Annotated in this window: 15 protein-coding genes and 1 pseudogene; 6 read left to right on the top strand and 10 right to left on the bottom strand. The window is 70.7% G+C overall.

Annotated elements, in window-relative coordinates:
• Nucleotides 1-15: 15 nt before the first annotated feature.
• Entirely contained in the window at nucleotides 16-471 is a 456-nt protein-coding gene (locus tag ACJX2R_RS06565) for a DUF6010 family protein (RefSeq protein WP_413105785.1), read from the bottom strand.
• Between the two features lie 197 nt (nucleotides 472-668).
• Here ACJX2R_RS06565 and ACJX2R_RS06560 point away from each other — a divergent pair, with 197 nt between their 5' ends.
• On the top strand, nucleotides 669-1406 hold the full coding sequence (locus ACJX2R_RS06560; protein ID WP_262700172.1) for a class I SAM-dependent methyltransferase: 738 nt from the start codon (nucleotides 669-671) through the stop codon (nucleotides 1404-1406).
• A gap of 135 nt (nucleotides 1407-1541) precedes the next feature.
• Here ACJX2R_RS06560 and ACJX2R_RS06555 read toward each other — a convergent pair whose 3' ends face one another.
• Both ACJX2R_RS06555 and ACJX2R_RS06550 read right to left on the bottom strand, forming a co-directional pair.
• On the bottom strand, nucleotides 1542-2288 hold the full coding sequence (locus tag ACJX2R_RS06555) for an SDR family NAD(P)-dependent oxidoreductase (RefSeq protein ID WP_413099222.1): 747 nt from the start codon (nucleotides 2286-2288) through the stop codon (nucleotides 1542-1544).
• The gene (locus ACJX2R_RS06550) at nucleotides 2285-2602 is read right to left on the bottom strand and encodes a hypothetical protein (RefSeq protein ID WP_413099221.1); all 318 of its coding nucleotides are present in this window, start codon (nucleotides 2600-2602) and stop codon (nucleotides 2285-2287) included. The genes ACJX2R_RS06555 and ACJX2R_RS06550 overlap by 4 nt, the downstream gene beginning before the upstream one ends.
• Before the next feature lie 70 nt (nucleotides 2603-2672).
• Here ACJX2R_RS06550 and ACJX2R_RS06545 point away from each other — a divergent pair, with 70 nt between their 5' ends.
• Together ACJX2R_RS06545 and ACJX2R_RS06540 are read left to right on the top strand one after the other, a co-directional pair.
• Nucleotides 2673-3572, top strand: a complete 900-nt coding sequence (locus ACJX2R_RS06545; protein ID WP_413099220.1) for a LysR family transcriptional regulator — start codon at nucleotides 2673-2675, stop codon at nucleotides 3570-3572.
• Nucleotides 3573-3608: 36 nt separating this feature from the next.
• Nucleotides 3609-4463 carry a hypothetical protein gene (locus ACJX2R_RS06540; RefSeq protein ID WP_413099219.1) on the top strand — a complete coding sequence of 285 codons (855 nt, stop codon included), beginning with the start codon at nucleotides 3609-3611 and terminating at the stop codon, nucleotides 4461-4463.
• Nucleotides 4464-4503: 40 nt separating this feature from the next.
• Here ACJX2R_RS06540 and ACJX2R_RS06535 read toward each other — a convergent pair whose 3' ends face one another.
• Together ACJX2R_RS06535 and ACJX2R_RS06530 are read right to left on the bottom strand one after the other, a co-directional pair.
• On the bottom strand, nucleotides 4504-4899 hold the full coding sequence (locus ACJX2R_RS06535) for a hypothetical protein (protein ID WP_262700167.1): 396 nt from the start codon (nucleotides 4897-4899) through the stop codon (nucleotides 4504-4506).
• A gap of 105 nt (nucleotides 4900-5004) precedes the next feature.
• Nucleotides 5005-6714, bottom strand: coding sequence for a glycoside hydrolase 43 family protein (locus ACJX2R_RS06530; protein ID WP_413105784.1), 1710 nt, complete (start codon nucleotides 6712-6714; stop codon nucleotides 5005-5007).
• Between the two features lie 335 nt (nucleotides 6715-7049).
• On the opposite strand from ACJX2R_RS06530, the pseudogene ACJX2R_RS06525 reads away from it, so the two are divergent.
• A pseudogene (locus tag ACJX2R_RS06525) lies at nucleotides 7050-8111 on the top strand (pectate lyase family protein); the annotation flags it as partial.
• A gap of 19 nt (nucleotides 8112-8130) precedes the next feature.
• On the opposite strand, the gene ACJX2R_RS06520 reads toward ACJX2R_RS06525, so the two are convergent.
• A complete protein-coding gene (locus ACJX2R_RS06520; RefSeq protein WP_413105783.1) occupies nucleotides 8131-9339 on the bottom strand; it encodes an FAD-dependent monooxygenase in 1209 nt (402 codons plus the stop codon).
• Nucleotides 9340-9491: 152 nt separating this feature from the next.
• Here ACJX2R_RS06520 and ACJX2R_RS06515 point away from each other — a divergent pair, with 152 nt between their 5' ends.
• The gene (locus tag ACJX2R_RS06515) at nucleotides 9492-10004 is read left to right on the top strand and encodes a MarR family winged helix-turn-helix transcriptional regulator (RefSeq protein WP_413099218.1); all 513 of its coding nucleotides are present in this window, start codon (nucleotides 9492-9494) and stop codon (nucleotides 10002-10004) included.
• A 58-nt stretch (nucleotides 10005-10062) separates the two neighbouring features.
• On the opposite strand, the gene ACJX2R_RS06510 is transcribed toward ACJX2R_RS06515, so the two are convergent.
• Nucleotides 10063-11544 (bottom strand): FAD-dependent oxidoreductase, encoded by a 1482-nt coding sequence (locus ACJX2R_RS06510; protein ID WP_413099217.1) that lies wholly within the window; start codon nucleotides 11542-11544, stop codon nucleotides 10063-10065.
• Nucleotides 11545-11651: 107 nt separating this feature from the next.
• Between ACJX2R_RS06510 and ACJX2R_RS06505 the strand changes: the two genes are divergently transcribed.
• Nucleotides 11652-12356, top strand: coding sequence for a TetR/AcrR family transcriptional regulator (locus tag ACJX2R_RS06505; protein WP_413099216.1), 705 nt, complete (start codon nucleotides 11652-11654; stop codon nucleotides 12354-12356).
• A 12-nt stretch (nucleotides 12357-12368) separates the two neighbouring features.
• Here ACJX2R_RS06505 and ACJX2R_RS06500 read toward each other — a convergent pair whose 3' ends face one another.
• The 3 genes from ACJX2R_RS06500 to ACJX2R_RS06490 form a co-directional block, all read right to left on the bottom strand.
• Nucleotides 12369-12842, bottom strand: a complete 474-nt coding sequence (locus tag ACJX2R_RS06500) for an SRPBCC domain-containing protein (protein WP_413099215.1) — start codon at nucleotides 12840-12842, stop codon at nucleotides 12369-12371.
• 166 nt (nucleotides 12843-13008) lie between these two features.
• Nucleotides 13009-13755 carry a succinate dehydrogenase/fumarate reductase iron-sulfur subunit gene (locus ACJX2R_RS06495; RefSeq protein ID WP_413099214.1) on the bottom strand — a complete coding sequence of 249 codons (747 nt, stop codon included), beginning with the start codon at nucleotides 13753-13755 and terminating at the stop codon, nucleotides 13009-13011.
• Nucleotides 13752-15719, bottom strand: coding sequence for a fumarate reductase/succinate dehydrogenase flavoprotein subunit (locus tag ACJX2R_RS06490; RefSeq protein ID WP_413099213.1), 1968 nt, complete (start codon nucleotides 15717-15719; stop codon nucleotides 13752-13754). Before ACJX2R_RS06490 ends, ACJX2R_RS06495 begins: the two co-directional genes overlap by 4 nt.
• Nucleotide 15720 lies beyond the last annotated feature (1 nt).

The following is a 15720-nucleotide window of genomic DNA, read 5'->3' as shown; positions in this document are numbered from 1 at the left end:
CCGGCGCCGCTGCCCTCATCCGTTCCCCGCCGCCCGCCCGGCGGACAGGGCGTCGGGCAGGGCAGTGGCGGCCGGTTCCTCGCGCGGTCCCTTGCGGAAGAACCGGAGCAGCGACGGGCCGCCCCGGAAGCACCACAGCGCGATGACCGGATCGCAGATCGCACAGCCCAGCGACGAGCCGTGGGCGAAGGGGACGATGGGGTTGCCCTTGATGTGATGCACGATGTCCCACGCGGTGTGCAGCAGCCAGCCGATGCCGATGAAGGTCCACGACTCCAGACCACGGTAGGCCACATAGGTGGCGACCACGGTGAAGGCGAACTCCCAGCCGCCCAGGCCGCCACCGCTGAGGTAGGCGGCACCCGCTCCGCCCACCATGATCGCGTTGAAGCGCTGGCGGTGGGGTTCGCGGATCAGGGACATCAGGAGCGCGTAGAGGACACCGATGAAGACGGGAGCGATGTACTGGATCATGCGGAGGAACTTCCTGAGGTGACGGGAACGTTGGCCGCCCGGCGCGGCGGCGGTTCATCACGCTAGATCCGCCCCCGGCCGCCCCACAGGGCCATTCCCGACACGTCCCAACGGATAATCGCCGGGTCCGGATCACCACCGGGGCCACGGCCTCCGCCCGGCCGTTGACCTCGGTGGGCTCTATGCTGGGCACGATGTCCGCACCTCAGGGCCAGGGCCCCAGCTTCCGTGAACTCGTCGTCCAGGCGCTGTCCTCCGTCGAGCGCGGCTACGATCTGCTGTCCCCGAAGTTCGACCACACCGCGTACCGGACATCGGCCTCGGTGCTGGACTCCGTGACCGGCGCCCTGCGCCCGCTCGGGCCCTTCGGCAGCGGCCTCGACGTCTGCTGCGGAACCGGCGCGGGCATGGGTGTGCTGCGCCAGGTGTGCCGGGAGCGGATCACCGGCGTCGACTTCAGCGCGGGCATGCTGGCCGTGGGGCGGGCCCGCGCTCGGGCGGTGCCGGACGCTCCGCGCACGGACTGGGTGCGCGCCGACGCGCGCGCCCTCCCGTTCGGGCCGGTCTTCGACCTGGCGGTGAGCTTCGGGGCGTTCGGCCACTTCCTGCCGCGCGAGCGGCCCGGGCTCTTCGCCCAGGTCCACTCCGTGCTCCGCCCGGGCGGCCGGTTCGCCTTCCCGATCGTGGCACCGGCCCGCCCGGGATCCCGGCCCTACTGGTCGCTCCTGGCGTTCGACACCGCGATGCGGGTGCGCAACGCGGTGTGGTGGCCGCGCTTTGTGATGTACTACCGGACCTTCCGGCTCGGGGATGTGTGGAAGGAGCTGATCGGGGCCGGGTTCGAGGTCGAACTGCGCCCGCTGGAGAGCCTCGGCCGCCGGGCGGACGGCAGCCCGCGCTGCCGGTTGGTGGTGGCCACCCGGCCGGTGTGAGCGCACCGCACGCCACATAGCCGTAGACGTCCCCGCGGTGCGGGAGCCGTGGTCCGGCGCGACGTCCATGCCCCCGCACGGCGCGCGCGAACGCCCCGGTGGCCATGTGCTCCTCGGCCTCGGCCGGGACGACTCCTATGCCCGCCGCCCGCCGTCGACCGACAGCGCGATCCCGGTGACGTAGGACGCGGCGTCCGAGCAGAGCCAGACCGCCGCGGCCGCGGCCTCCTGAGGGGTGGCCAGTCGGCCGAGCGGTGTGCTCGCCTCCTGCGTGGCGAGCATGACGGTGCCCTCCGCCACCCTCTCGAACCCGGGAGTGCGGGTCGGGCCGGGGCAGACGGCGTTGACCCGGATGCCGCGCGGCGCGTAGTCGACCGCGGCGACCTTGGTGAGCCCGACGATGCCGTGCTTGGCGGCCACGTAGGCGGGAGCGGTCGGGATCGCGTACAGGCCGCCGTTGGAGGCGATGTTGACGATCGCGCCGCCGCCTTCGAGCAGTGGCAGCTCGTACTTCATGCACAGGAAGGTACCGGCCAGGTTGACGTGGACCACGCGCTCGAACTCGTCCAGGGGCATCCGGTCGAGCTGCCGGTGGTGCGAGGCCAGACCGGCGTTGTTCACGGCGAAATGGAGTCCACCGTAGGCCGCGACCGTGCGCTCGACCGCCGTCCGCACGGAGTGTTCGTCGGCGATGTCGACGGCGACGGACAGTGCCGTCCCGCCGTCCTTCTTGATCATTTCGGTGGTCTCGGCCGCCGTGCCCTCGTCGATGTCGAGCACGGCGACCGCGGCGCCGGACCGGGCGAACTCCAGCGCCGTCGCGCGGCCGATCCCACTTCCGGCGCCGGTGACCAGGCCCACCTTCCGGGTCATGTCGCTCATACCAGCGGCTCGTGGTTCGCCCAGGCGACCTTGTACGGGTGCCGCGACTGCCAGTGCTCGATGACCTCGTGCATACCGGGCGCGGTGAACGCCTTCGCCAGCGCCTCGGTGTCGGCCACGGCCACCTGCACGATCGCGGACGCGATCAGCGCCGGAATGGCCTCCTCGCCGGGGACGGGAAGGTGGCGCCGGGTCACCACCGACCGTACGAGACCGGAGTCGAGCATGACTCGTTCGATGTCCCTGAGGTATTGGTCGAGTTCGGTTTCGTGCGGCGGCTGATCGAAGGAGACGATCATCGTGTGGTAGATCATGCCTCGATTCTTGGGGTCGTACGCCGACGGTGTCCAAGACCGGTTCGGAATCCGGCGATAACCTGAAGGCATGATCGAACTGGAGACCCGCGAGCTCGAGTACTTCCTGGCGGTCGCCGACGAACTGCACTTCGGCCGGGCCGCCGTGCGGCTCTCGATCGCCCAGCCGGCGCTGTCGAAGGCGATCCGGCGGATCGAGACCCGGCTCGGTGTCCCGCTGTTCCTCCGTTCCAGCCGGCGCGTCGAGCTCACCCCGGCCGGGGAGGCGTTGCGGGAGCACGGGCGGCATGCGCTCAACGCGGTCGGCGCCGCCGTCCGGAACGCCCGGCGGGCCGCGGACACCCAGGCCCATCTGCGGCTCGTGATCAAGCCCGGTGGCGACGCCGGTCTGCTGTCCGGGATCCTGGCCGGGTACGCCCACCAGCCCGACGCCCGCCGGGTGGACATCCTGTTCAGCGGCCCAGCCGACCGCTCCGACTTCCTGCGCGACGGCCGGGCCGACGTCGGCCTGCTCTACGCGCCGTTCGACGATCTCGACGGCCTGGCCCACGAGACGCTGTATACCGAGGATCGCGTGGTCGTCCTCCCGTCGGGGCACCGGCTGGCCGGGCGCGCCGCGGTACACCTGTCCGATCTGGAGGGCGAGACGCTGCCGCGCTGGAAAGGGGTCCCCGGAGGCGACGGCACCGGGCCCGAGGTCGCCGACGTGGTCCAGATGCTCCACATGATCACGGTGAGCCGGATGATCGGGGTGCTGCCCCGCTCGCTGGTCGAACCGGCCCCGGACGACCTGGTCTGCGTCCCGGTGATCGACGCGCCGCCCAGCCGCCTCGTGCTCGCCTGGAACGAGCGGGACCGGCGGCCGCTGGTCGCGTCGTTCGTGGCCGCCGCGCTCACCGCTCAGGTCCGTTCCGATGCTCCCCGAGGGCCACACACGACGGCAACCGATGCGGCGGTGGCGGCGACCTGAGGCTGACAACCTGTCAGCTATCCGAGGGAGTTCACAGTGCGCTCATTCCTCGCGCGCCTGGCCACCGTGCTGGCCGCCCTGGCCGCGCTGGTCGCCGCGCCCGGTGTCGCGGCGGCCGCCCCGTCGCGGGTCGCCGACGACTGGAACCCGCCCGCGAACCTCGTACAGCCGCTGGGCGAGGTATGGAACCACGTCGAGTCGACCTACCCGGACCTCTACGGCTTCCGCAACTACGGCTGGGACCAGGTCATGGCCAACAGGGGAAGCGTCAACTACTGCGTCCGCTGGGAGTCCGACGCCCCGGTCAGCGCCGCGCTGCGCGACCAGATCCACGCCGCGCTGAGGAAGCAGTTCGCCAAGTGGATGGCGGCCATGGTGGAGAACGGCAAGGGCCACAACGCCTGGCCGTACACCAACGTCCCGGTCAACATCGTCGGCTGGGCGGTGAAGAACCGCTCGACGCTCCAGTGGAACGACAACTCGGTCGACATCTACGCCGGGAACCTCGACAGCGGCGGCGCCCCGCAGTGTTCCCCCGACTGCGGCCGCTTCTTCCACCAGGACGGCAACTACTCGCGCTGCCCCGGCGGTGCGGCCCGCCACTACGACCAGTCGCTGTGGCTGACGAAGGGGTTCCAGGGCGGGGCCGGCGGGGACTGGGGCCAGCGCGTGGGACAGGAGTACTTCACCGGTGCGCTGAACCAGGAGAACATCCACATCTATCTGCATGAGGTCGGCCACACCTTCGGCCTCGACGACTTCTACGACTGGACCCCGACCGGCCAGTGCTGCTTCCTCATGAAGGCGGGCAGCGCCACGCAGATCACGGAGTTCGACAAGTGGATGCTCCGTGACTTCTGGCGCCATCTGAAGAACCGCTACGGCCTCTGAGCGCTTCCCCTGCCCGGCCGGGCAGGGGAAGTCGGCCCGCTCAGAAGTCGCATTCGCCGCGCCAGCTGAGGCTGGTGATGGTGGCCTTGTCACCGATGATCAACTTGTAGTCGCCGGGGCCGGGGTTGAAGTGGAGGCACCTGTCGTACGTCCGTCCGTTGAAGACCCAGGTGGCCTGGATGTGATCGTGGCCCGGCTGGCGGGTGCCGTTGTTGAAGATGGTGCTGCCGACGATGCCGGTCTGGTGGGAACCCCTCCAGTTGCCGGTCGTCTTGATCACGGCCGGACCGTCGGTGGACGTGTTGCTGTCGAACACGCAGACGTTCCCCGAGGGGCAGTCGGGCGGACTGGGCTCGGCCGACGCGGTGGGCGCACTGGCGAGTACGGCGACGAGGGCCGCGGACATGGCTGCCGTGGCGGCGAGGCGCTGGTGCATGGTGTTCCTCCCGGCTTCCGTGGGGCGCCCTCCTGGGCGCCCCTTCCGGCGGACAGGGCACCACAATCCGCGGGGACTGGTCCCGAAGCGCTCGTCATCGGCCATCTACGAGGAAAACGGACCCACCCGGAACCAGTCGAACTCCGCCGCACCGTCCGTGTCACTGGCCGCCACGACACGCGCGCCCCCGGTCGCCACATCGCTCCTGCCCCCGGCCGCCACATCGCTCGTGCCGCCGGTCGTCACATCGCTCGTGCGGATGGTCGTCACGCCACCCGTGGCGCCCGTCGCCGGCCCGGTGGCGAAGAGCCCCAGCGTCGCCCCGATCCACTTGCCCGCCGTCGCCGGAAACGGCGCCCCGAGCGGCCTGAACCCCCGCCCGTCCACATCGGCCGCGAACTGGCACACCGCACCCGGCCGCACACTCACCCGGAGCCGTACGGCCGAGCGCCCCCTCCGCAGCGGCACCGGCGTGACGGCGTCCACCTCGGCGGCGTCCCGCGCCGCGGTGCGGCATACGAGGACGGTCCGGTCACCGTCGTGGCGCAGGCCCGCCCAGGCGTAGGTCTCGCCCAGGACCACCAGCCCGGCCCGGGACCCCGCCGTCGCGGTGGACAGTTTCATCGAAGTCGTCGCGGTGAACGACTCGGCGGGCAGCCGCTGTCCCAGCACATTGGGCAGCAGTCGGAGGTCATGGGCGACCGGGCTCGGACGGCAGACCAGCGCGAGCCCACTCGGGAAGCGGCGCGGCGACCACCACGCCGGGTCGGCGTTCGCCTGCCACATCCACTGCTTCCCCAGCTCCGTCCCGGTGAAGTCATCGCTGGTGGCCGGTGCGGTCACCTCCGTCCGCCCGTGCACCCGCGGTTTGGTGTGCACCAGCACCGGCGCGCCCCGGCCGCTGCCGTCGTCGGTGCCCATCACCGGCCAGCCGTCCGCGCGCCACCGCATCGGCTGGAGGTGCACCACCCGTCCGTAGGGCCCGCGGTCCTGGAAGTGCAGGAACCAGTCCTCGCCGCTCTCGGTGGTCACCCATGCGCCCTGGTGCGGCCCGTTGACGGGGGTGTCGCCCTGGGCGAGCACGATACGGTCCTCGTACGGGCCCCAGATGGAGCGGGAGCGGAACGCCGACTGCCAGCCGTTGGTGACGCCTCCGGCCGGAGCGAAGATCCAGTACCAGCCGTCCCGCTTGTAGAGTTTCGGGCCCTCCAGCGTGGTGTAACCGGGGAGGTCATCGCCGTTGATGACGATCCGGCCCTCGTCGAGCAGAGTGGTCCCGTCCGGGCTCATACGGTGCAGGGTGAGCCGGTTGTTGATGCCGCTGCGGCTCTTCGCCCACGCGTGGACCAGATACGCCTGCCCGTCGTCGTCCCACAGCGGACACGGGTCGATCAGTCCCTTGCCCGGCTTGACCGGACGCGATGTGCTCCACGGTCCTCGCGGGTCGGTGGCGGTCACCATGAAGATCCCGAAGTCGGGATCGGGGTAGAAGATCCAGAACTTGCCGTCGTGATGGCGCAGCGCCGGGGCCCACACCCCTTCGCCGTGCCGGGGCTCACTGAAGTGGTCCTTGGGCAGCAGCTCGGTGAGGGCGTGTCCGATGACGGTCCAGTTGACCAGGTCGGCCGACCGCAGCACGGGCAGTCCGGGAACGCGGTTGAAGGTGGAGGCCACCAGATAGAAATACCGGCCCACCCGGATCGCGTCGGGGTCGGACCAGTCGGCGTTGAGCACCGGGTTCTGATACCGGCCGTCTCCCAGGTCGGCCACCCATGGCAGGTCCGCACGGGCCGGTCCCGGCTCGCCTCGCGTCACCGCGCCACCTGCCCCAAGTGGCCCGTCGCGCCGTGGTGTTGCCGAGGCCGCGGTGGCGCCGCCGACGGCGCCGAGCACCGTCGATCCGGCGACCGCGCCGAGGCCGGTCCGTAGCACCTGCCTGCGACCGTGTTCGCTCACTGTTCCCTCCGGGGCGACTCATGGGTGTTGTGCGTCTGCCGGTAAGCGCTTGCTGCCGGAGTCTGTCAGCGCGTCGTGGCGTGGGCAAGACGGTGAGAATCCGCCACCGGACGTTTGACCCGCCCCGGCAACCTCCTGGTGCGCGGTGGCGACAGTCGCACGGCAGGAGTCGTCGAGCAGTGGAAGTGAGGGCCATGGAAACCGAACGTCGAGGGGTGGGGCGCGGCAGGCGTCGTGTGCTCGGGGTGGCCGCCGGAGCTCTGGCCTTGGCCGGTGCGGTCGCCCTGCCGGGGCAGGGGGCGTTCGCCGAGGGCGGGCGGGGAACGGCCGCCGCGTCCTGGAAGGCCGATGTCGCCGACGGTTTCGCGTCGGTCAACGCGCTCGGGCAGAACGGTACGTACGGGGGCCGGGACGGCCGTACGGTCACCGTGCGCACACTCGCCGATCTCGAGAAGTACGCGACCGCGCCCGAGCCGTACGTCATCGTCGTGGCCGCGGCGATCACCATGGACCCCAAGGGCAAGGAGATCAAGGTCGCCTCGGACAAGACGATCGTGGGCTCGGGCACGTCGGGCCAGATCGTGGGCGGTGGCTTCTTCCTGGGGCAGGGCGTACACAACGTCATCCTCAGGAACCTGACGATCCGCGATTCCTACGAGGGCACCTGGAACGACAAGGAGCACGACTGGGACGCCATTCAGATGGACGGCGCCCACCATGTGTGGATCGATCACAACGATCTGCGGCATATGGCCGACGGGCTGATCGACAGCCGTAAGGACACCACCTACCTCACGGTGTCCTGGAACCGGCTCCAGCAGAACAACAAGAGCTTCGGGATCGGCTGGACGGAGAACACCACGGCCGACATCACGATCCACCACAACTGGTTCCGCGAGAGCGAGCAGCGCAATCCGTCCGCCGACAACATCGCCCACGCACATCTGTACAACAACTACCTTCAGGACGACCCCGGTACGGACATCAACTCCTCCTACGGCAACTACGCCCGGGGGAACACCAGGATGGTGCTGGAGAACAGCTACTTCCAGGGCTTCAAGAACCCCGTCATCAAGGACGCCACCGCCACCCTGGTCCAGCGCGGCAACGTCTTCGTCAACACCTCCGGCCGCAACGAGAGCGGTGGCACCGCGTTCGACCCGAAGGCGTACTACTCCTACTCCCTCGACCCCGCCGACCGGGTGCCGTCCATCGTGAGCTCCGGCTCGGGCCCCACCCCGGCCATCGGCGCCACCGGCTGACGCGGCGCCGTCCTCACGGGGCGTCGGAGCCGTCGTAGCCCGGGAGGGCCAGCGCCGAATGCACGTCCCGGCCGGTGTCGGCGCTGCTGAGCACGGCGGACGGCTCGCGCAGCGCCTCGTTGCGCCGGGCCAGGTCCTCGGCGGTGCGGGGGGAGACGCCGGCGCTTCCTTCACCGGCGAGGGCCTGGTTCCGCTCGGCGAACGACCGCAGGACGCGCTCGTACCCCTCGAAGGCGTCGTCGTGGTGGGCGTGTGCGGCCAGTTCACCGGCGAGTACGTACGCGCCGACCAGCGCCAGACTCGAGCCCTGGCCGGAGAAGAACGACGGCGCGTAGGCGGCGTCGCCGACCAGGGCGACCCGGCCCGTGGACCACCGTGGCATATGGATCTGGCTGACCACGTCGAAGAAGAGGTCGTCGCTGTCGCGCATGGCGGCGACCATGCGCGGGACCTCCCATCCGTATCCGGAGAACACCTCGGCCACGAGGTCGCGCTGGGCGGCGGGGTCGCGGAAGGCGTTGAAGGGCGGTTCGGGGCGCAGGAAGTTGAGGAAGGCGTGGACCCGGTCGTCGTCGCGGGGCGCGTAGAGCACGGCGGTCCGGCCCGGGACGTTCCAGGTCAGCCCCTCGTGCGCCAGCCCCAGGTGGTTGGGCATGGTGAATCCGGCGAAGCAGTGGTCGAGGTAGCGGTGGTAGCCCTCCTCGGGGCCGAAGGCCAGGCTCCTGGTGTGCGAGTGGATGCCATCGGCGCCGATGACCAGGTCGAAGGTGCGCCGGGCGCCGCCGCGGAAGGTCACGTCCACCCCGCCGTCGTGGTCGTGGAGGGTGGCGATGGAGTCGTTGAAGAGGATCTCGACGTCGTCGCGGATGGCGCCGTAGAGGATCTCGGCCAGATCTCCGCGCGGGATCTCCAGGTCATGGCCCTCCTCGCCGCCGGAGATGGCCTCGGGCCGGATGGCGGCTATCGGATCGCCCCGCTCGTCGAGGAAGGCGATCCGGCGGATGCCGACGTGGGCGTCCCGGAGCGGGGGGAGCACCCCCATCCGCCGGACGACCTCGACCGCGGTGCCGCGGATGTCGATGGGGTAGCCGCCACCGCGCAGTGCGGCCGCCTTCTCGACGAGGGTGACCGCGAAGCCGTACCGGCGGAGCCAGTGGGCCAGCGCGGGACCGGCGATGCTGGCGCCGGAGACCAGGACCGTTCGCCGCGGCGTGATGTTCATGGCGCCCATGGGCGCTCCTCTCCGGCCCTCCCACGGGGAGGGCCCGGTCACATACCTAACTCAGGTATCCTTTTTCATGGCGTGAAAAGCCCCGGAGGCGCGGGGTTGATGAGAAGACTATATACCTAACTTAGGTAGATGTGGAGGCGGGTATGACCGCCGAGGGACCGGAGGCCGGGCAGGGCGGCGACGGTGAACACGATCTGCTGGCCATGCTGCCCCGTATGACACAGCTCAGCGGCGCCGTGAACCGGGGGCGGGTGACCGAGCGCGCCATGGAGGCCGCCGGCGTTTCCGTGGACCGCCCGGCGATGTCGGTGCTGGTCGTCCTGCACGTGGCGGGCACCCCATTGCGCGTGGGGGAGATCGCCGAGCGGATGCAGGTCGTCGGGCCCCATGTCACCCGGCAGATCAACGAGTTGGCGCGGCGGGGGCTGGTCCGCCGGGTCACCGATCCGGACGATCAGCGCGCCCGGCTCATCGAACCGACCGCCGAGGGAGCTGCCGCGACCGACCGCTATATGCGGACCGTCCTCGGCTGGTTCAGCGACGCCCTCGCCGCCTGGAGCCCCCAGGACCGCGAGGTCTTCGGCCGTCTGCTCGCGCGCTTCGTCGACGACCTCACCGCCCACCTGAACTCCTTCGACGACGACCGGCCCGCATGAGCTGACCAGGGCGGTCCGCGCTGCCCGCACGGCCTATGAGAAAGCTGCCCGCATTGGCCTACGAGAAAGAGGGCAGGACGGGGCGCAGGTAGGCGTCGATGGCCGCCTGATCGTGGGTGCGGATGGCGATGTGCCCGTCGGGGCGGACCAGGACGCACTCCCCGTCGGTGGCGCCGTACGCCCGCCGGGCGTGGCCGCCGGTGTCGGTGATCTCGCCGTCGATGGCCACGGCGCGGACCGTGGGGTGCGGTGGCCGGGGCCGTACCCCGAATCCGTAGAGCATCCAGTGACCGCCGCGTTGGAGGTCGAACAGCCGCACCCGCCGCCCGTCGGCCCGGTGGCAGGGAGCGTCCGGTGCGCGGTCACCGGCGCTCGGCCCCTCCGCGTCGACGGGCCCGGCAGGGGCCAGCGGTCCGCCACGGTAGGTGTGGCCCATCTGTAGCATCCGCTCGGTGTCCTCGCCGTGCTCGTCGATGCCCTGTCCCATGAGGCGGGAGGACAGGCCCAGCACGGCCGCCGCCACCGGAAGCCGCTCGGCCTGGTAGGTGTCCAGGAGTGACTCGTCGGCGCCCTGGAGCACGGCGGCCAGCTTCCAGCCGATATTGACGGCGTCCTGGATGCCGGTGTTCATGCCCTGGCCGCCGGCGGGGGAGTGGACGTGTGCTGCGTCCCCGGCGAGGAAGACCCGGCCCACGCGGTAGCGGTCGACCATGCGGACGTTCAGCCGCCAGCGCGAGAGCCATGTGGCCTGGCGCAGCCGTATCGTGTCCGGTCCGATCAGCGTGTCCACGAGGCGCTGGAAGGTCTCGAGGGTCGGTTCGCCGGTGTCGCCCGGGGCGACGGGCGCCTGGATCTGAAACGTGTCGGTGGCCGGCAGCGGGCACAGCGCGACCGAACCGCCCTGGGGACCCTGCCAGATGTGCCAGTGGTCACGGTCCAGGCCGTCCAGCCGGACATCGCCGAGCAGCATCTGCTCGTCCTCGTCGGTCTCGCCGAGGAACGCGACACCCAGCAGGCGCCGGACCGCCCCGGAGCCGCCGTCGGCGCCGATCACATAGCGGGCCGTGGCGCGCGCACCGTCGGCGAACACCACCTCGACATGGCCGCTGCGCCGCACGAGATCGGCGACCGGACTGTTCCACTCCGCAGTGGTGCCCAGCTGGTCCAGGCGCTCGCGCAGGGTCTCCTCCACCCCCCACTGCGGGATCAGCAGGGTGCGGGCGTACGGGCTGTCGGGCGTCGGCTCGGCGCCGCCGCTGAGGTCCACGTCCCGGAAGGTGCCGTCGGCATCGTGGAACCGGACCGGTGTGCGGAAACGACCAAGGGTGACCAGGCGCCCCGTCACCCCGAGGTTGTCCAGGACTTCCAGGGTGCGTGGTTGCAGACCCTTGCCGCGCGAGCCGTTGAAGGGGGCCGCCGCCCTGTCGACGACGCGGACGCCGACACCGCGTCGGGCGAGTTCGCAGGCGGCGGTGAGGCCGGTCGGACCGGCGCCCACGATCAGCACATCGCAGTCGGCGGCGGGGGTGGTGGTGTCCATGGTGGCGCTCCAGATGTCGGGACGGCGCGAGTCGTGGCGGGCGCGAGACGCTGTCGCGTACCTTGTACGCGACGAGTACGGCGTACGCTAGCGTACGATCACTACCCATGGTGAACTGGGAGAAGGCCGCGCAACCGGCGAAGGCGCCACGGGCCGCCCTGTCCTACGGGGCCATCGCGACCGCCGCCATCGAGGTCGCGGACGGCCAAGGGCTCGACGCGGTGACCATGCGGAAGGTCGCCGAGCACATCGGCGCGGGCGCCATGTCCCTCTATCGCTATGTCGATAGCCGCGACGACCTGATCACGCTCATGGTCGACCGGGTCAGTGCCGAGGCCATCGCCCCGACCCCGACCGGCGACTGGCGTGCCGACCTCGCCGAAGCGGCCCATCGGATCCGCCAGGTGACCCTGCGCCACCCCTGGCTGGCCCGACACGCTCTCAACGCCGAGGACTTCGGGCCGGGCACACTGGCGATGACGGAGTCCACCCTGGCCCTTCTGGACGGCCATGGGCTGGACACCGGCGACATGCTCGACGCCTGGCGGACCCTGCTCGCCTTCGTCCAGGGCCATGCCTTCGCCGAGGCCCGTCGGCACGAGGCCCGACAGCGCCGAGCCGACAAGAGCGAGACCGGCGCGCCCGGGCCGTCGTTCCTGGACAAGACCGCCGAGAGCGGCGAGTACCCGCTCTCCACGCGCGCCCTGCTGGAGGCCACCCCGCCCACCGATCCGCGGGACGCCTTCGACCGCCGCCTGGGCCATGTGCTCGACGGCCTGGCCCAGGCGTACTTCGAGCGCGGCCGGCGGTAGCCGCGGGACCTCTTACCGAGGGGTCCCGCCCGTCTCGACGAGCTCGGCCAGCTTGTCCAGGGCCATGCGCTGCCCCAGCTCGTTGTCGGCGGCCGGAACCGCGTCGGGGATCCCCTCGTGCAGGAGGTGGACGTCGGTGCCGCCGCCCTCCGCGTCGGTGAGCGTGGTCGTCATCGTCATCGTGGAGCGCAGCGCCGGGTCCGCGGTCTCGAACTCGAGCACCTCGACCACCTGCTCATCCGGCACCAGCCGGGTGAAGCGGCCGTGGTAGGTGTCCGTATGGCCGCCCGACTTGCCGGTGCTCGCCGGGTCGTCGTAGACGAGGGAGACACGGAAGGCGCCCCCTTCGCGGGGGTCGAACTCATGCACCCGGCTGGTCATGCCCTCGGGCACCCGCCAGGCCGCGACGGCGCTCGCGTCCAGGAGCGCCCGGTAGACGGCGGAGCGCGGAGCGTTCACCCGCCGGGAGAGTCGCATGGAGTACATGCGCCCAACCTAGCGGCCCGGTGGCGGGCATGTGATCCGATGGCACCGGAGCCACCGCCCCGGATGTGCGGGCGGCGGCGGAGGTCTAGCGTCCGGAAAGACCTCCGCCGCCGGGACACCCCATCCACGGAGCGTTGTCGAGGGGTGCCGTTCTGGGGGAGCGGGGTCAGCGCTTGACCTTGCGGGTCGCCCGCAGCCACTCCTTGTTCATCGCGGTGATGGAGAACAGCGGGATGCCCTTGGGGCAGGCCGTGGCGCACTCACCGGTGAGGGTGCAGCCGCCGAAGCCCTCGGCGTCCATCTGGGCCACCATGTCCAGCACCCGGGTCTCCCGCTCCGGAGAGCCCTGGGGCAGCACATTGAGATGGTTGACCTTGGCCGAGGTGAACAGCATGGCCGCGCCGTTGGGGCAGGCCGCCACGCAGGCGCCGCAGCCGATGCACTCGGCGTGCTCGAACGCGTAGTCCGCGTCCGCCTTGGGCACCGGAGTGGCGTGTGCCTCCGGCGCGGAGCCGGTCGGCGCGGTGATGTAGCCACCGGCCTGGATCACCCGGTCGAACGCGGAGCGGTCCACCACCAGGTCCTTGATGACCGGGAAGGCGGAGGCACGCCACGGCTCGATGTCGATGGTGTCGCCGTCCTGGAAGGACCGCATGTGGAGCTGGCAGGTGGTGGTGCGCTCCGGACCGTGGGCGTCACCGTTGATCACCAGGCTGCACGCACCACAGATGCCCTCACGGCAGTCGTGGTCGAAGGCCACCGGCTCCTCGCCCTTGACGATGAGCTCCTCGTTGAGGACGTCGAGCATCTCCAGGAAGGACATGTCCCGGGAGACGCCGTCGAGCTCGTAGGTGGCCATGGCACCGGGGGTGTCGGGGTTCTTCTGGCGCCAGACGCGCAGGGTGAGCTTCATGCGTAGCTCCGCTGAGTGGGGTGGACGTATTCGAAGGTCAGCTGCTCCTTGTGGAGCACGGGGGCGGCGCCGGTGTCGGTGAACTCCCAGGCCGCGGCGTAGGAGAACTCCTCGTCCCGGCGGGCCGCCTCACCGTCGGGGGTCTGGGACTCCTCGCGGAAGTGGCCACCGCAGGACTCGGCCCGGTGCAGGGCGTCCAGGCACATCAGCTCGGCCAGCTCCAGATAGTCCACGATCCGGTTGGCCTTCTCCAGCGACTGGTTGAACTCCTCACCGGTGCCGGGCACCTTGAGCCGCCGCCAGAACTCCTCACGAATCTGCGGGATGCGGTCCAGCGTCTTGCGCAGCCCCTCGTCGGTGCGGGCCATACCGCAGAACTCCCAGACCAGCTCGCCGATCTCACGATGGAAGGAGTCGGGGGTGCGGTCGCCGTCCACGGCCAGCAGCCTGGCCAGCCGGTCCTCGGTCTCCCGCACGGCCTCGACGGCCGCCGGGTGCGAGGCGTCCACCTCGTCCTTGTGCGGGTTGCGGGCCAGATAGTCGTTGATGGTCGAGGGCAGGACGAAGTAGCCGTCGGCCAGGCCCTGCATCAGCGCCGAGGCGCCGAGCCGGTTGGCGCCGTGGTCGGAGAAGTTGGCCTCGCCGATCGCGAACAGCCCCGGCACGGTGGTCTGGAGGTCGTAGTCGACCCACAGCCCGCCCATCGTGTAGTGGATCGCGGGGTAGATGCGCATCGGGACCTCGTACGGGTTCTCCGCCGTGATCCGCTCGTACATGTCGAAGAGGTTGCCGTACTTCTCCTCGACCGCCTTGCGCCCCATCCGGGCGATGGCGTCGGCGAAGTCCAGATACACGCCCTGGCCACCGGGGCCGACGCCACGGCCCTCGTCGCAGACGTTCTTCGCGGCGCGGGAGGCGATGTCGCGCGGCACCAGATTGCCGAACGACGGATAGATCCGCTCCAGGTAGTAGTCGCGCTCGTCCTCGGGGATCTCGGCGGGCGGACGGGTGTCGCCCTTCGCCTTGGGCACCCAGATCCGGCCGTCGTTGCGCAGCGACTCGCTCATCAGGGTCAGCTTGGACTGGTGGTCCCCGGAGCGCGGGATGCAGGTCGGGTGGATCTGGGTGAAGCAGGGGTTGGCGAAGTACGCGCCGCGCCGGTGCGCCCGCCAGATGGCGGTCGCGTTGGAGTTCATGGCGTTCGTCGACAGATAGAAGACGTTTCCGTAGCCACCGCTGGCCAGCACCACCGCGTCGGCGAAGTACGTGGAGATCTCGCCGGTCACCAGATCGCGGGCGACGATGCCACGCGCCCGCCCGTCGACCACGATCAGATCCAGCATCTCGGTGCGGGCGTGCATCTCCACATTGCCCGCCGCGATCTGGCGGGATAGCGCCTGGTAGGCGCCGAGCAGCAGCTGCTGGCCCGTCTGGCCGCGGGCGTAGAAGGTGCGGGAGACCTGCACACCACCGAAGGAGCGGGTGTCCAGCAGACCGCCGTACTCGCGGGCGAAGGGCACGCCCTGGGCCACACACTGGTCGATGATCTCCACCGAGATCTGCGCCAGGCGGTGGACGTTGGACTCGCGGGCGCGGAAGTCGCCGCCCTTGACGGTGTCGTAGAACAGCCGGTGGATCGAGTCGCCGTCGTTGCGGTAGTTCTTCGCCGCGTTGATCCCGCCCTGGGCGGCGATGGAGTGGGCCCGGCGCGGCGAGTCCTGGTAGCAGAACTGGACCACGTGGTAGCCCTGCTCGGCCAGGGTGGCGCCGGCGGCGCCACCGGCCAGCCCGGTGCCCACCACGATGATGGTGTGCTTGCGGCGGTTGGCGGGGTTGACCAGCTTGGCCTCGAAGCGGCGGGTGTCCCAGCGCTCGTTGACCGGCCCGGAGGGGGCCCGCTCGTCCTGGATCGGCTCGCCGACGGTGTACTCGGTGTATTCGCTGTACTCGCTGTACGAGGTCATG

The sequence above is a fragment of the Streptomyces sp. Inha503 genome (assembly GCF_047215865.1).
Taxonomy (GTDB): Bacteria; Actinomycetota; Actinomycetes; order Streptomycetales; family Streptomycetaceae; genus Streptomyces; species Streptomyces lycopersici.
The sequence above is the reverse complement of the archived record's forward strand: the minus strand, read 5'-3'. Positions and strand labels throughout refer to the sequence as shown.

Coding starts and splice junctions, on each gene's coding strand:
- ACJX2R_RS06560 (WP_262700172.1), top strand. CDS start 669: ATGTCCGCACCTCAGGGCCAGGGCCCCAGCTTCCGTGAACTCGTCGTC.
- ACJX2R_RS06555 (WP_413099222.1), bottom strand. CDS start 2,288: ATGAGCGACATGACCCGGAAGGTGGGCCTGGTCACCGGCGCCGGAAGT.
- ACJX2R_RS06550 (WP_413099221.1), bottom strand. CDS start 2,602: ATGATCTACCACACGATGATCGTCTCCTTCGATCAGCCGCCGCACGAA.
- ACJX2R_RS06545 (WP_413099220.1), top strand. CDS start 2,673: ATGATCGAACTGGAGACCCGCGAGCTCGAGTACTTCCTGGCGGTCGCC.
- ACJX2R_RS06535 (WP_262700167.1), bottom strand. CDS start 4,899: ATGCACCAGCGCCTCGCCGCCACGGCAGCCATGTCCGCGGCCCTCGTC.
- ACJX2R_RS06520 (WP_413105783.1), bottom strand. CDS start 9,339: ATGAACATCACGCCGCGGCGAACGGTCCTGGTCTCCGGCGCCAGCATC.
- ACJX2R_RS06515 (WP_413099218.1), top strand. CDS start 9,492: ATGACCGCCGAGGGACCGGAGGCCGGGCAGGGCGGCGACGGTGAACAC.
- ACJX2R_RS06510 (WP_413099217.1), bottom strand. CDS start 11,544: ATGGACACCACCACCCCCGCCGCCGACTGCGATGTGCTGATCGTGGGC.
- ACJX2R_RS06505 (WP_413099216.1), top strand. CDS start 11,652: ATGGTGAACTGGGAGAAGGCCGCGCAACCGGCGAAGGCGCCACGGGCC.
- ACJX2R_RS06500 (WP_413099215.1), bottom strand. CDS start 12,842: ATGTACTCCATGCGACTCTCCCGGCGGGTGAACGCTCCGCGCTCCGCC.
- ACJX2R_RS06495 (WP_413099214.1), bottom strand. CDS start 13,755: ATGAAGCTCACCCTGCGCGTCTGGCGCCAGAAGAACCCCGACACCCCC.
- ACJX2R_RS06490 (WP_413099213.1), bottom strand. CDS start 15,719: ATGACCTCGTACAGCGAGTACAGCGAATACACCGAGTACACCGTCGGC.